Origin of the sequence: Leclercia sp. EC_58 (assembly GCF_019584355.1) — a bacterium.
Lineage (GTDB): Bacteria > Pseudomonadota > Gammaproteobacteria > Enterobacterales > Enterobacteriaceae > Enterobacter.
The window spans coordinates 1342923-1357902 of record NZ_VDAM01000001.1 but is presented as its reverse complement, the minus strand read 5'-3'; the positions used below and the strand labels follow the sequence as shown (position 1 = coordinate 1357902).

Annotated in this window: 10 protein-coding genes and 1 other annotated feature; of the genes, 1 reads left to right on the top strand and 9 read right to left on the bottom strand. The window is 56.3% G+C overall.

Annotation, left to right across the window (positions count from 1 at the left end; genetic code table 11):
* Positions 1-171 precede the first annotated feature (171 nt).
* From rluF to metH, 5 genes are all read right to left on the bottom strand, one after another.
* Positions 172-1047, bottom strand: coding sequence for a 23S rRNA pseudouridine(2604) synthase RluF (gene rluF / locus FHC51_RS06675; RefSeq protein WP_220435152.1), 876 nt, complete (start codon positions 1045-1047; stop codon positions 172-174).
* 51 nt (positions 1048-1098) lie between these two features.
* Positions 1099-1437: a helix-turn-helix domain-containing protein gene (locus tag FHC51_RS06670; protein ID WP_156237505.1), complete on the bottom strand. Its 339-nt coding sequence runs from the start codon at positions 1435-1437 to the stop codon at positions 1099-1101.
* Entirely contained in the window at positions 1434-1790 is a 357-nt protein-coding gene (locus tag FHC51_RS06665) for a type II toxin-antitoxin system RelE/ParE family toxin (protein WP_220435151.1), read from the bottom strand. The genes FHC51_RS06670 and FHC51_RS06665 overlap by 4 nt, the downstream gene beginning before the upstream one ends.
* Positions 1791-1898: 108 nt before the next feature.
* A complete protein-coding gene (locus tag FHC51_RS06660) occupies positions 1899-3530 on the bottom strand; it encodes a Na/Pi cotransporter family protein (protein WP_220435150.1) in 1632 nt (543 codons plus the stop codon).
* A 269-nt stretch (positions 3531-3799) separates the two neighbouring features.
* Positions 3800-7483, bottom strand: a complete 3684-nt coding sequence (metH, locus tag FHC51_RS06655) for a methionine synthase (RefSeq protein ID WP_220435149.1) — start codon at positions 7481-7483, stop codon at positions 3800-3802.
* Between the two features lie 195 nt (positions 7484-7678).
* On the opposite strand from metH, the gene iclR reads away from it, so the two are divergent.
* Positions 7679-8503, top strand: coding sequence for a glyoxylate bypass operon transcriptional repressor IclR (iclR, locus tag FHC51_RS06650; RefSeq protein WP_103177822.1), 825 nt, complete (start codon positions 7679-7681; stop codon positions 8501-8503).
* Between the two features lie 81 nt (positions 8504-8584).
* On the opposite strand, the gene aceK is transcribed toward iclR, so the two are convergent.
* The 4 genes from aceK to metA all read right to left on the bottom strand — a co-directional run bounded on the left by aceK (position 8585) and on the right by metA (position 14520).
* Positions 8585-10312, bottom strand: coding sequence for a bifunctional isocitrate dehydrogenase kinase/phosphatase (gene aceK / locus FHC51_RS06645; RefSeq protein ID WP_220435148.1), 1728 nt, complete (start codon positions 10310-10312; stop codon positions 8585-8587).
* A 69-nt stretch (positions 10313-10381) separates the two neighbouring features.
* Positions 10382-11686 carry an isocitrate lyase gene (gene aceA, locus FHC51_RS06640; protein ID WP_156237501.1) on the bottom strand — a complete coding sequence of 435 codons (1305 nt, stop codon included), beginning with the start codon at positions 11684-11686 and terminating at the stop codon, positions 10382-10384.
* Positions 11687-11718: 32 nt separating this feature from the next.
* Positions 11719-13320, bottom strand: a complete 1602-nt coding sequence (aceB, locus tag FHC51_RS06635; protein ID WP_220435147.1) for a malate synthase A — start codon at positions 13318-13320, stop codon at positions 11719-11721.
* Positions 13321-13590: 270 nt separating this feature from the next.
* On the bottom strand, positions 13591-14520 hold the full coding sequence (metA, locus tag FHC51_RS06630) for a homoserine O-succinyltransferase (RefSeq protein WP_103177818.1): 930 nt from the start codon (positions 14518-14520) through the stop codon (positions 13591-13593).
* A 297-nt stretch (positions 14521-14817) separates the two neighbouring features.
* Positions 14818-14980 (bottom strand) — a sequence feature (23S ribosomal RNA rRNA prediction is too short).

The following is a 14980-nucleotide window of genomic DNA, read 5'->3' as shown; positions in this document are numbered from 1 at the left end:
GCACCACGCCTTCAGTAGCGGAGCAGGAAGGACATCTGATGGAAATGGAAGCCACGCAAGCACCTTAAAATCACCATCATACACTAAATCAGTAAGTTGGCAGCATTACCAGTAGATAAAGAGGCGACATTTTCCTGGTCGGCGAATACCCCAACCCGTGGAAGGCGCTGATTAGCGCCCTTTCTTTTTACGGCCTGGCGACGTAAAGCGCTTTCCGTTTCCGGCAGGCTTCGCCCGGCTTTTCTCTTCCGATTGCGGAGCCTTAACCACCGGACGTTTGATGCCCTGGGTTTTCGGTTTGGCTTTGGCTTTGGGTTTTGCTTCCGAGGATGAATTCTCAATCAGCTTAAAGAGCTCAATCAGTTCATCATCGGTCAGATCGCGCCACTCGCCCAGCGGGATGCCGGAGAGGCTGACGTTCATGATGCGCGTACGTTCCAGCTTCGTCACTTCGTAACCGAAATATTCGCACATGCGGCGGATCTGCCGGTTTAACCCCTGAACCAGGATAATGCGGAACGCGAACGGCGCCTCTTTCTTCACCTTGCACTTTTTCGTCACCGTGCCGAGGATCGGAACGCCTGCGCCCATGCCGCGGATAAAGTCGTCCGTCACCGGTTTGTTAACCGTGACGATGTACTCTTTTTCGTGGTCGTTACCGGCACGCAGGATCTTGTTCACCAGATCGCCGTGGTTGGTGAGGAAAATCAACCCCTGGGAGTCTTTGTCCAGGCGGCCAATCGGGAAGATGCGGCTGCTGTGGTTGACGAAATCCACGATGTTGTCACGCTCGCCATCTTCCGTGGTACTGACAATGCCAACCGGTTTATTCAGCGCGATAAACACCAGGTCTTCTGCGTTACGGGGCTCGATCGTTTGACCATTCACTTTTACCACATCGCCAGGAACGACCTGATCGCCAATGGTGGCGCGTTTACCATTGATAAAAACGTTGCCCTGTTCGATGTAACGGTCAGCCTCGCGGCGCGAGCAGATCCCGCTCTCGCTAATGTATTTGTTTAATCGGGTGGATTGAGTTGGCAGCATAATTTCTCCTGTAGAGGCGAAATATACCTTAGGTTTCGGCTGGTAAAAAGATCAGCCTACCGTCACTGAGACAGGTTTTCCAAGTTTGCTGAGCATCATCACTAGGGTATCAAGAGTAAACTTGCTGGTTTTAAGATTCACGACATCTGACACACGCGGTCGTGAGACATTGAGCTTCTCCGCGACGTCCGCCTGACGAAGGTTATGCTCAGCAATCCATGCTGAAATTTCTTGCATCAGCTGTCGTTTAAGCAGCAACAGTTGTTCGACTTCTTTCTGGGCATCCTCCTGCAGATGTTTAGCTTCATGCTCGTTAAAGCCGAGTTCGGCAAAAATATTTGCCTCTGTAGGGGTGATATGGCGAATTTTACAATCAATGGCCTGACTCATTTTCCACTCCTTAGCTCCTCCAGTACGCTCTGAAAACGCGCTTTCGCGATACGCTTATCGTGCTCGGATGTACGTCGGCTTTTTTTTATAAAACAGTGCAGGATATAAACAGCCTCTTCAAAACGGGCCAGATAGAGGATACGGTAAGCCCCAGAACTACTGCGCAATCTGACTTCTTCCACGCCTCTGCCAATCTCTGTCATTGGCTTCCAGTCTGCCGCCTCTAACCCTGCCTGCAGGCGGTGTAACTGATAGCCAGCCTCCCGGCGGACCTCTTCGGGAAAACAGAGCAAATCATCGAACGCACTCCCTACCCAGGCTATCGGGCGCAGGGTCGGTCTTTCTGACAGCATAACACATCCCTGTATAAAATTTTATACATATCATCCATGGCATAACATTAAACCAGGCGATGTGTTTACTCACGCCTCGCCGCTCCGTTCTGCGAGGCGCTTTCCAGATCAATACTCATCCCGCCCATCGTCCTCATCCGGCTGCTCCATCACGCTGTAGGCCACCGCGCAGAACAGGGAGTTAAGGCGCTTCATGTCGCCAAGCAGCCCCAAGTGCAGGGAGCTGGTCTCGATGCTTTGCACGTTCTGCTGGTGCAGACGGTCAACGTGCGCGTGGGAATAGCGACGGTTGAGAATACGGAACCGGTGTTTATTACGGCGCAGACGGCGGGCGCTGGGTACGTCGCCGGAGAAAAAGACCGACATCGCCAGCTTCAGGTTGGCGAGCAGCTGATCGTGCAGCGCGTCCAGCTCTTTAACCCCTTCCAGGGAGAATGCCCGGCGGGCCGCCAGCGATTTGTCGGCAATTTCACTCCCCATGCGCTCGACGATATCGGAGGCCTGCTCCAGGTTGAGCGACATTTCGATGATCTCCGCCCAGCGACGGGATTCCTCTTCCGCCAGCTCATCTTTTGGCATCCGCGCCAGATAGAGTTTGATGGCGGTATAGAGCACGTTGATATCGTCGGCGAGTTTACGCAGCGCTTTCTCTTCCCGCGGCTCGCCATGCACCACCTTTTTCAGCCCCTCCAGCATTAACTCCATCGCGTCGCCCATGCGCAGCGTTTCGCGAGCGGCATTGGCCAGTGCCAGCGCCGGGGTATCCAGCGCGGTGGTATCAAGATGTTTCGGTTTCAGACGGGTATCAAGCTCCGGTTCATCACGGATGATACGTTCACAGAAGCGCGCCATTGGCCCAGCAAAGGGCACCATCGCCACGCAGCGCACCAGGTTATAGAAGACGTGGAAGTAGATGACCATCTCCGATTCCGGCAGCGACAGGTTATCCATCAGGTCCGCCAGCGGCTTAACGAACGGCAGAATAACCAGGCTTCCCACCAGCTTAAACAGCAGGCTGCCAAGCGCCACGCGGCGCGCTGCGGCATTGGCTGCGCTGTTGTTAAGTACCGCCAGCAGGCCGGAGCCAAGGTTCGCACCAATCACCAGACAGAGGGCGACCGGGAAGGAGATGATCCCCGCCGCGGTCAGGGTCGCGGTTAACAGCACCGCCGCCAGGCTGGAGTAGCTGATAAGCGCAAACACCGCACCAATCAACGCATCCAGCATAATATCGCCGGTCAGCGAGGCGAAGATAACCTGGACGCCGCTGGCCTGCGTAATGGGGGTGACGGCCTGAACGATCAGCTCCAGGGCCAGCAGAATCAGCCCAAGGCCGATCCCCACACGCCCCAGCTGTCCGGCCCGGGTCTGCTTACGGCCAAGGAAAAATATCACGCCAATAAAGATCAGCAGCGGCGACAGCCAGGAGAGATCAAAGGTCAATACTCGCGCCATCAGCGCGGTCCCTACATCGGCACCGAGAACAATCACCAGCGCAGGCGTCAGCGCCACCAGATCCTGGGCCACAAACGAGGTGACCAGCATGGTGGTGGCATTGCTGCTTTGCACCAGCGCAGTGACGCCAATGCCTGCACAGAACGCGAGCGGCTTTTTCTCAACGCTGCGACTGAGAACGGTACGTAAGCGGGCACCAAAAACGCGCATTACGCCGGTACGGACAATATGGGTGCCCCAGACCAGCAACGCCACGGCAGAAAGCAGATGTAGCAGAGTCAGCACGGATACAGGTTCTCCTTTTCATTATCGGTTCCTTAAGCCCATGCCAGAAACGCCGGATGGCGCTTCGCTTATCCGGCCTACGCCTGGCCTGGGCTCTTCTCAAGTATAAGGGGTCAAACGTAAGAAAGAGACAGGGCACCCATTGGGTGCCCTGTTTGTTGTAAGGAAACGTGACGTGAGCCGGACCCTGGCCGTCGGCGGCGCAGTCAGATTGCACACAGACTGCCCGCAGTGAGGACAGCCTGGCGCAAGCTGGCAAGTAAGCCAGGTCAGTCGGCGTCGTAGCCGAGGTTTGGCGCTAACCAGCGCTCCACCTCTGCCACGCTCATCCCTTTACGCAGGGCATAATCTTCCACCTGGTCACGCTGGATCTGCGCCACGGCGAAGTATTTGCTGTCAGGGTGACTGAAGTACCAGCCGGAAACCGATGCACCCGGCCACATGGCGAAGGACTCGGTGAGCTTCATGCCGGTATGGGCTTCGACATCCAGAAGCTGCCAGATAGTGCCTTTCTCGGTGTGCTCCGGGCAGGCAGGGTAGCCTGGCGCCGGACGGATCCCCTGGTAGTTCTCGCGGATCAGATCCTCATTGCTGAGATTCTCGGTAGGCGCGTAACCCCAGTGCACCTTACGCACCCGCTCGTGCAGGTATTCCGCAAACGCCTCGGCCAGACGGTCGGCAATCGCTTTGATCATGATTTTGTTGTAATCATCATGCTGCGCTTCGTAGGCATCCGCCAGCGCGTCCTCCTCCAGCCCGCCGGTCACGGCAAAGGCACCGATATAGTCCGCTTTGCCGCTCAGCTTCGGCGCGACAAAATCGGCCAGGCAGTAGTTGGCAAAACCCACCTTCTCGGTCTGCTGACGCAGATGATGGCTTACGGTCAGTACGTGGGTGCGGGTTTCATCGCGGTAGATCTCGATATCATCCCCCACGCGGTTCGCCGGGAACAGCCCCACCACGCCGCGCGGGTTGAGGGTTTTCTCGGCGCTGAGCTTATCGAGCAGGTCATTGGCATCTTTAAACAGGCGCTTCGCCTCCTCGCCTACCACCTCATCTTCCAGAATGCGTGGGTACTTCCCGGCCAGCGACCAGGTCATAAAGAACGGCGTCCAGTCGATATAGTTACGCAGGGTCTCGATGCTGGCCGTTACCTCCTGCACGCCCAGACGATGGGCAACTGGCGGCGTATAGCTCGACCAGTCAAAGGCCAGGTCGTTATCCCGCGCTGCGGCCAGCGTTACCGGCGGGGTGCGCGGCTTTTTACGCCCGTGCTGAATGCGCACCGTTTCATACTCTTTGCGGGTTCTGGCAACAAAGTCGTCGCGCTGGGTTTCGGACAGCAGCGCCGAAACCACGCCAACCGTGCGCGAGGCGTTCTGCACATAGACCGTCGGCCCGCTGTAGTTCTGCTCGATCTTCACCGCCGTATGCGCTTTCGAGGTGGTCGCTCCGCCAATGAGCAGCGGAATGGTAAAGCCCTGGCGCTCCATCTCTTTCGCCACGTTGACCATCTCATCCAGCGAGGGGGTAATCAGTCCGGAAAGGCCAATCAGATCGGCATTCACTTCGCGTGCGGTTTTGAGGATTTTCTCCGCCGGCACCATCACGCCCAGATCGATAATCTCGTAGTTATTACACTGCAGCACCACGCCGACGATGTTTTTGCCGATGTCATGCACGTCGCCTTTTACGGTGGCGATGACCATCTTGCCGTTACTGGAACCTTTCTCTTTGCTGGCTTCGATAAACGGCTCCAGATAGGCCACGGCCTGCTTCATCACGCGGGCGGATTTCACCACCTGCGGCAGGAACATTTTGCCCTCGCCGAACAGATCGCCGACCACGTTCATGCCGTCCATCAGCGGCCCTTCAATCACTTCAATCGGGCGCGTGGCCTGCTGGCGGGCCTCTTCGGTATCCTGCTCGATAAACTCGGTGATCCCTTTTACCAGCGAGTATTCCAGGCGTTTTTTTACATCCCAGGTACGCCACTCCGCCTGCTGAACGTTGGCGCTGTCATCGGCTTTGCTGCCGCGATACTTTTCGGCCAGCTCCAGCATGCGCTCGGTGGCGTCGTCGCGGCGATTCAGGATCACATCCTCAACCGCGTCGCGCAGCTCCAGTGGCAGGTCGTCATAAATCGCCAGCTGGCCGGCGTTGACGATCCCCATATCCATCCCATTACGGATGGCGTAATAGAGGAACACCGCGTGGATCGCCTCACGCACCGGATCGTTACCGCGGAACGAGAACGAAACGTTGGAGACGCCGCCAGAGATCAGGGCATGCGGCAGCTCGCGCTTGATGTCTTCACATGCGCCGATAAAGTCCTGGGCGTAGTTGTTGTGCTCTTCGATCCCGGTGGCGACAGCAAAGATGTTCGGGTCAAAGATAATGTCTTCCGGTGGGAAGCCGACCTCTTCGGTCAAAATCTGGTATGCGCGGCGGCAAATCTCAATTTTGCGCTCACGGGTATCCGCCTGGCCCACTTCGTCAAAGGCCATCACCACCACGGCGGCACCGTAGCGACGCACCATCTTCGCGTGATGGATAAAGGGCTCAACCCCCTCTTTCATTGAGATGGAGTTAACGATCCCCTTGCCCTGAATGCACTTCAGCCCTTTTTCGATCACTTCCCACTTCGAGGAGTCGATCATAATCGGCACGCGGGCAATGTCCGGCTCACCGGCGATCAGGTTGAGGAAACGCACCATCGCCGCTTCGGCGTCGAGCATCCCCTCATCCATGTTGATATCAATGATCTGCGCCCCGCTCTCCACCTGCTGGCGGGCAACATCCAGCGCTTCGCTGTACTTCTCTTCTTTGATCAGGCGTTTGAACTTCGCGGAGCCGGTCACGTTGGTACGTTCGCCAACGTTCACAAACAGGCTGTCATCGCCAATGTTCAGCGGCTCAAGACCAGACAGTCGACAGGCCACCGGCAGATCGGGGAGCTTACGTGGCGCCAGGCCCGCCACCGCGTTGCTCATAGCGGCAATATGCTCTGGCGTGGTACCGCAGCAGCCGCCGACGATATTCAGGAACCCGGATTCGGCCCACTCGCGGATCTGCGCCGCCATGGTGGTGGCATCGAGATCGTACTCACCGAAGGCGTTCGGCAGGCCGGCATTCGGGTGGGCAGTGACGTAGCACTCCGCGATGCGCGACAGCTCCTGCACATACTGGCGCAGTTCGTCTGGCCCCAGCGCACAGTTCAGGCCAAAGGTCAGCGCATCGGCGTGGCGCAGGGAGTTATAAAAGGCTTCGGTCGTCTGCCCGGAAAGGGTACGGCCAGAGGCATCGGTGATGGTGCCGGAGATCATGATCGGCAGGTCGACACCCAGGGCTTCGAACTCCTCTTTCACCGCGTAGATGGCGGCTTTGGCGTTGAGCGTATCGAAGACCGTTTCAATCATGATCAGATCGACACCGCCTTCCACCAGCGCTTTGGTGGACTCACGGTACGCGGTCACCAGCTGGTCAAAGGTGATATTACGAAAAGCTGGATCGTTCACATCCGGCGAGATAGAGGCGGTACGGTTGGTCGGGCCAAGCACACCCGCCACATAGCGCGGTTTCTCTGGCGTGCGGGCCGTCCACTCATCGGCGCAGGCGCGGGCCAGCTTCGCAGCCTCGTAGTTGATCTCCGCCGACAGGGATTCCATCTCGTAATCCGCCATGGCGATGGTTGTCGAGTTAAAGGTGTTAGTCTCAACGATATCCGCACCCGCCTCGAAATAGGCGTAGTGAATGGCGGCGATAATCTCTGGCTTGCTGAGTACCAGCAGGTCATTGTTACCTTTCAGATCGCAGGGCCAGTCGGCGAAACGGTCGCCGCGAAAGTCGTCTTCACTCAGACGATAGCTCTGGATCATGGTGCCCATACCGCCATCCAGTACCAGAATGCGTTCATTTAACTGCGCACGCAGTTGATCTACTTTGCTGCTCACACTTGCTCCCGACAACGCTCAACCAGGCCAAAAGGCCAGCAGTCCATACTGGCATAATCTTGCTAAGGGGAAAAGTCACACCGCGGTAACATGAGACATGTTCAGCATGACTCATCCGATCAGTCAGGATAACGGTTGCAAAACACCCAAATAAAACGAAAATGATTTCCACGATACAGAAAAAAGGAGCCTGCCATGGTCGCCACCGTTCCCGCTAAACGCGGCAGAAAACCCGCCGCCGCGACCGCCCAGGCGGGCGGTCAAGTCCAGTCCCTGACCCGGGGGTTAAAGCTCCTCGAATGGATAGCCGAGTCGCACAGCAGCGTGGCGCTAACGGAGCTGGCCCAGCAGGCAGGTCTGCCAAATTCCACCACCCATCGCCTGCTGACCACCATGCAGCAGCTGGGCTTTGTTCGTCAGGTGGGCGAGCTCGGGCACTGGTCCGTGGGTGCCCACGCATTTATTGTCGGCAGCAGCTTTTTGCAGAGCCGTAATCTGCTCGCCATTGTCCATCCGATCCTGCGCAAGCTGATGGAAGACTCCGGCGAGACGGTCAATCTGGCGGTGCTCGATCAGAGCGATCACCAGGCGATTATTATCGACCAGGTGCAGTGTACCCAACTGATGCGCATGTCGGCGCCGATTGGCGGCAAGCTGCCGATGCACGCCTCCGGGGCGGGAAAAGCGTTTTTGTCCCAGCTCAGCGAGGAGCAGGTGACGGGTCTGCTGCACCGCAAAGGTTTACACGCCTATACCCATGCGACGCTGGTGTCTCCGGTCCATCTGAAAGAGGATTTAGCCCTGACGCGCAAGCGCGGCTACTCCTTCGATGATGAAGAGCATGCTCTCGGCCTGCGCTGTATTGCCGCCTGCATTTATGATGAGCACCGCGAGCCGTTTGCCGCTATCTCCATCTCCGGGCCGATCTCACGGATGACCGACGACCGGGTGACCGAGCTGGGAGCGCTGGTGATTAAAGCGGCGAAAGAGGTGACGCTGGCGTATGGTGGGATTCGTTAAGTCTTCAATGCCCGGCGGCGCTATGCTTGCACGAGCCTACAAAATTCTGTAGGCCGGGTAAGGCGCAGCCGCCACCCGGCGTTAAGCCGCATACTTCACGCTAAACCGCTGCTTACGCCGGTAAGCATAAACATCTTCCACATGCCCGTTCTTAATGCGGGTCTGCAGGCCACGCCAGTAATCGGCGCGAAACAGATCGGCATGCATCTCTTCAAACAGTGCTCCGATACGCGGGTCAGCGCATAACCAGTGGCGAAACTCCTCGGGGAAAACATCTCCCGGCGAGAAGCTGTACCAGGGCTCGCTGGCGAGCTCATCTTCCGGGTAGCGCGGCGGCGGAATTTCACGAAAATTCACTTCAGTCATGTAGCAGATTTCGTCGTAGTCATAGAACACGACCCGCCCGTGACGGGTGACGCCAAAGTTTTTAAACAGCATGTCGCCCGGGAAGATATTGGCTGCCGCCAGTTGCCGGATGGCATTGCCGTACTCTTCAATCGCATCGTGCAGCGCCTGCCCCTCTGACTGCTCCAGCCAGATATTGAGCGGCACCATGCGCCGTTCAATGTAGAGATGACTGATGACGATTTTATCCCCCAGATCGCTGATTTTTTCTGGCGCTTCCTGGAGCAACAGCGCCATCAGCTGCGGCGCAATCTGTCGCTTATCGAGAACAAAATTCTCAAACTCCTGGGTATCCGCCATGCGCCCGACGCGATCGTGCTCCTTAACCAGCTGGTAGCAGGCGCGCACATGGGCGGCAGACATCTCTTTCTGCGGGGCGAATTTATCCTTTATCACCTTAAACACCCGGTCAACACCCGGCAGGGTAAAGACCAGCATCACCATGCCGCGAATGCCTGGCGCCTCGATAAACTGTTCATCGGCATGGGCGATATAGTGCAGGTATTCCCGGTAGCTCTCGGTTTTCGCATGTTTCTGGCAACCTATCGCCATATACAACTCAGCGGTGGTTTTACCGGGCAGGATCTCACGCAGCCACTCCACCAACGCGCCTGGCAGGGGGGCGTAAACCATAAAATAGGAACGGGCGAAGCCGAAAACAATGCTCGCTTCGGCGCTGGTGGTCAGGCAGGTATCCACCACCAGTTCACCTTCATCGCTGCGGTGAATGGGCAATAAAAACGGCAGTGTGGCGTCCGGGGTAATCAGTTTCCCCACCAGCCAGGCGGCTTTGTTGCGGTAGAACAGTTCATTCGCTACCTGTAAATGAGAGTCTGGCAGATTGTCCGCGCCGAGCGTTTCCGACAGATGGGCGATGATATACCCGACATCACGCGGGCGATTTTGCCACGGCAGACGCAGAGGGAGATCGGCCAACACTTTGGTTAACAACGCCTCCCATCCCTGTTCAGGGTAGAAATCTTTCGCCAGCGGACGCGGCAGTGCGCGAAAACGTTGCCCCGGCTGAGAGCTGAAAATAAAAAGCCGCTCCGGTGACAGCGAGCGGTGATCAAACAGCCGACAGTAGACGGAGTTGAAAAAGCTTTCCGCAATCTCATAACGCGGATAATCCGGCAGCAGCTGGGTGTAATGGCTTTTCACCCGCAGCAAAAAAGCGGCATTGATATCGATGCTGCCGGTGATGCAGCGCAGCTGCTCTACCACCAGACCCACATGATGATCGTAGAGATGAATACGCTGTTTCATGGCCTGCTGCACGGCGTGCCAGTCTGCCTGCTCGAAGCGCTGCTGCGCTCCGCCCGTCACTTCCAGAAAACGGCCATACTGAGCATCAAAGCCCTGCAAGATAGTCTGCGCAATCAGTAATTCCAGGCCACGCGACATAGATGTCCCTCACCCCAGGAAACAGAACCGTAGGCCCGGTAAGCGCAATGCCACCGGGCGTTTCCGTTATCAGAACTGCGCTTCTTCGGTCGACCCGGTCAGGGCGGTGACGGAGGAGGCGCCGCCCTGGATGATGGTGGTCACTCTGTCGAAGTAGCCTGTTCCCACTTCCTGCTGGTGCGAGACGAAGGTATAGCCCTTTTGACTTGCTGCGAACTCCGGCTGCTGGACCTTCTCAACGTAGTGCTTCATGCCTTCGCCCTGCGCGTAGGCGTGCGCCAGGTCGAACATGTTAAACCACATGCTGTGAATGCCCGCGAGGGTGATGAACTGATACTTGTAGCCCATGTCCGACAGTTCCTGCTGGAAGCTGGCGATCGTTTTATCGTCCAGATTTTTCTGCCAGTTAAAGGACGGTGAGCAGTTATAAGCCAGCAGTTTGCCCGGATATTTCGCATGGATGGCATCGGCAAAGCGTTTCGCCAGCGCCAGATCCGGGGTGGAGGTTTCGCACCACACCAGGTCAGCATAGGGGGCATACGCCAGACCGCGGCTGATCGCCTGCTCAATGCCGGCATGGGTACGATAGAACCCTTCGCTGGTGCGTTCGCCGGTAATAAACTGACTGTCATAAGGATCGCAGTCGGAGGTGATCAGATCTGCGGCATCGGCATCGGTACGGGCAATCACCAGCGTCGGGACGCCCATGACGTCAGCGGCCAGACGGGCAGCCACCAGTTTCTGGATCGCCTCCTGAGTCGGAACCAGCACTTTGCCGCCCATGTGTCCGCACTTCTTCACGGAGGCCAGCTGATCTTCGAAGTGGACAGCCGCTGCACCGGCTTCAATCATCGATTTCATCAACTCAAAGGCATTCAGTACCCCACCAAAGCCCGCCTCGGCGTCGGCCACAATCGGCAGGAAGTAATCGACGAAGCGCGGATCGTTTGGCTCAATACCGGATGCCCACTGGATCTGATCCGCACGACGGAAAGTGTTGTTGATTCGCTCCACCACGGCCGGGACGGAATTCGCCGGATAGAGGGACTGATCTGGGTACATGCTGGACGCGAGGTTGGCATCTGCCGCCACCTGCCAGCCTGACAGATAGACCGCTTCAATGCCCGCTTTCGCCTGCTGCAACGCCTGGCCACCGGTCAGCGCGCCGAGGCTGTTGATGTAGCCTTTCTTCGACTCGCCGTGCAGCAGGCGCCACATTTTGGCAGCTCCCAACTGCGCCAGGGTGCATTCCGGGTTTACCGAGCCGCGTAACTTCACCACATCCTCAGCGCTATAAGGGCGTTCAATGCCTTCCCAGCGCGGCTGAGTCCACTCGTTCTGTAATGCTTCGATCTGTTGGGTACGGGTTTTCATGTGCAGATGCTCCATATTGTTATGTGGTGAAATCAGGCCAGCAGGCGGTAGCCCGGCAGCGTCAGGAAGTCGATTAAGTCATCTGAGGTGGTGATTTGTTCCATCAGGCGCGCGGCGGCGTCGAAGCGACCGCTGCTGAAGCGGTGCTCGCCCAGCTCTTCCTGAATGTTCAGCATCTCTTCCGACAGCATCTGGCGGAACAGGGCTTTGGTGACGGGCTTGCCGTTGCTGAGCGTTTTCTGATGATGGATCCACTGCCAGATAGAGGTGCGGGAGATCTCGGCGGTGGCGGCATCCTCCATCAGACCGTAAATCGGTACACAGCCGTTACCGGAGATCCACGCTTCGATGTACTGCACGGCCACGCGAATATTGGCGCGCATCCCCTCTTCGGTGCGCTCGCCCTCGCACGGTTCGAGAAGCTGTGCAGCGGTAACGGGCGCATCCTCTTCGCGGGTCACGTGCAGCTGGTTTTTGTTATCGCCCAGGATGCGGTTGAACACCTCCATGGCGGTATCTGCCAGGCCGGGGTGCGCCACCCACGTGCCGTCATGGCCGTTGCTGGCTTCCAGCTCTTTATCGGCCTTCACTTTATTCAGCACCTGGGTATTACGTTCGCTGTCTTTGCTGGGAATAAAGGCTGCCATTCCGCCCATCGCGAAGGCGCCGCGCTTGTGGCAGGTTTTGATCAGCAGACGCGAATAGGCATTCAGGAAGGATTTATCCATCGTCACCACCTGACGATCGGGCAGGACGCGATCCGGGTGGTTCTTCAGAGTCTTGATATAGCTGAAGATGTAATCCCAGCGGCCACAGTTCAGGCCAACAATGTGGTCACGCAGGGCATGCAGAATCTCATCCATCTGGAAAACCGCAGGCAACGTTTCAATCAGCAGCGTGGCCTTGATGGTGCCGCGCGGCAGTTCAAAACGGTCTTCAGTGTAACTAAAGACCTCACTCCACCAGGCCGCCTCCTGCCATGACTGCGTTTTTGGCAGATAGAAGTAAGGTCCGCTGCCTTTTGCCAGCAAGTTTTTATGGTTATGGAAGAAGTAGAGCGCAAAATCGAACAGGCTGCCGGGGATCGCCTCATTGTTCCAGGTGACATGCTTTTCCGGTAAATGCAGGCCACGTACGCGGCAAACCAGTACCGCCGGGTTGGGCTTAAGCTGGTAGATTTTGCCAGCTTCGTTGGTGTGGCTGATGGTGCCATCAACCGCATCACGCAGGTTGATCTGCCCATCAATCACTTTATTCCAGTCGGGTGCCAGTGAATCTTCAAAATCGGCCATAAAGACCTTCACATTGGCGTTCAGCGCGTTGATCACCATCTTGCGCTCAACCGGGCCGGTGATTTCAACGCGTCGGTCCTGCAGATCCTGCGGGATACCGCGGATCGTCCAGTTACCTTCACGAATGGAAGCAGTTTCCGAAATAAAGTCAGGCAGCTTGCCATTATCAATGTCTTGCTGCTGCTGGATGCGTGCCGCCAGTAATTTATTGCGCTTTGGCGTGAAGCGAGTCACCAGCTCGGTAAGGAACTCTACGGCATCGGCGGTCAGGATCTGCTTCTCCTGCTCACCATGCGGTTGAGTAAAGGACAGTTCATCGATAATGGTTGCCTGTTGATTCATTGCGCTGCTCCTCTTCATTGATCCGAATTTATTTCCCCCACGCGAACGAAAGATCCTTGTGTAGTTTTCGTTCAGCAGAATTAAGACTATCTCGCTCTACGATAAAATCAAAAACAATTTCCATTTTTAATTTAAATGCTGGATAACTTGCTGATAAAAATGAATTTAAAAATTTTTCTATAGACGGAGTGAATTTCGGAAATAAAAAAGGCACCCGAAGGTGCCTTAACTGGAGAGCTGAAACGCTACAGGATGAGGATCGTCAGAGGATTAATCCAGCGTCGGATTCATGTGGCGCAGATCGTACGGCGTGATCTGGTAGACGTAGTAGTTAAGCCAGTTGGTAAACAGCAGATTGCCGTGGCTGCGCCAGGTGGCACGTGGTTTGTTCTGCGGATCGTTTTGCGGGAAATAGTTGTACGGTACGTCCGGATTCAAACCCGCTTCCACATCGCGGAAATATTCGCTCGCCAGGGTATCGGGATCGTATTCCGGATGGCCAGTGACAAAGGCAATACGCTTGTCTTTGCTGGCAAACAGATAGGCATCGCCCTCTTCGGTTTCCGCGAGGATCTCAAGATCGGTGTAGTCGCGGATCAGGGCAGCCGGGAAATCGGCATAGCGTGAATGCGGCGCCAGGAAGGAGTCATCAAACCCGCGAGTCAGCAGCGCATGAGGGTGCAGAATATGATGCTCGTAGACACCAGAGAGCTTTTCGGTACGGGTTTGTTTAGGGATGCCGTAAAGAATGTTGAGCGCCGCCTGGACCGCCCAGCAGACGAACAGGGTTGACGTGACATGATCTTTGGCCCACTCCAGCACCTGCTTGATTTGCGGCCAGTAGGCAACGTCGTTGAATTCAACCAGACCAAGCGGCGCACCGGTAACGATCAAGCCATCAAAGTTCTCGTTACGGATATCTTCAAAGTTGCAGTAGAAGTTATTGAGATGCTCAGAAGGCGTATTACGGGACTCGCGCGCATCAATACGCAGCAGCTGAATATCGACCTGCAGCGGGGAGTTTGAGAGCAAGCGGAGGAACTGGTTTTCCGTCTCAATCTTCTTTGGCATCAGGTTCAGGATAAGCACCTTCAGAGGGCGAATTTCCTGACCTGTAGCGCGCGAAGCCGTCATGACAAAGACATTTTCTTCACGCAAGAAATTGACGGCTGGTAGCTCGTCCTGCACCCGAATCGGCATAACCTTACATCCTCAAAGCATACGTATAAACGTTTAGACATCCAGATAGCTGACAATAACCAGGAATCGGGCAAATGTCGAGTCTGCATGTGAAAGGTGAGAAAGTTTCAAGAAAGGGATAGCCGTAGGCCGGGTAAGGCGAAGCCGCAACTCGGTATCCTGACGCAAACGGCAAAAAACCCCGTACCTTGCGGTACGGGGTTTCTTTAATTGATGCCTGGCAGTTCCCTACTCTCGCATGGGGAGACCCCACACTACCATCGGCGCTACGGCGTTTCACTTCTGACTTTAGGAGGAGACCGCCCCAGTCAAACTACCCACCAGACACTGTCCGCAACCCGGGTAACGGGTCCACGTTAGAACACCAGCCATTAAAGGGTGGTATTTCAAGGACGGCTCCATGCAGACTGGCGTCCACACTTCAAAGCCTCCCACCTATCCTACACATCAAGGACCAGTG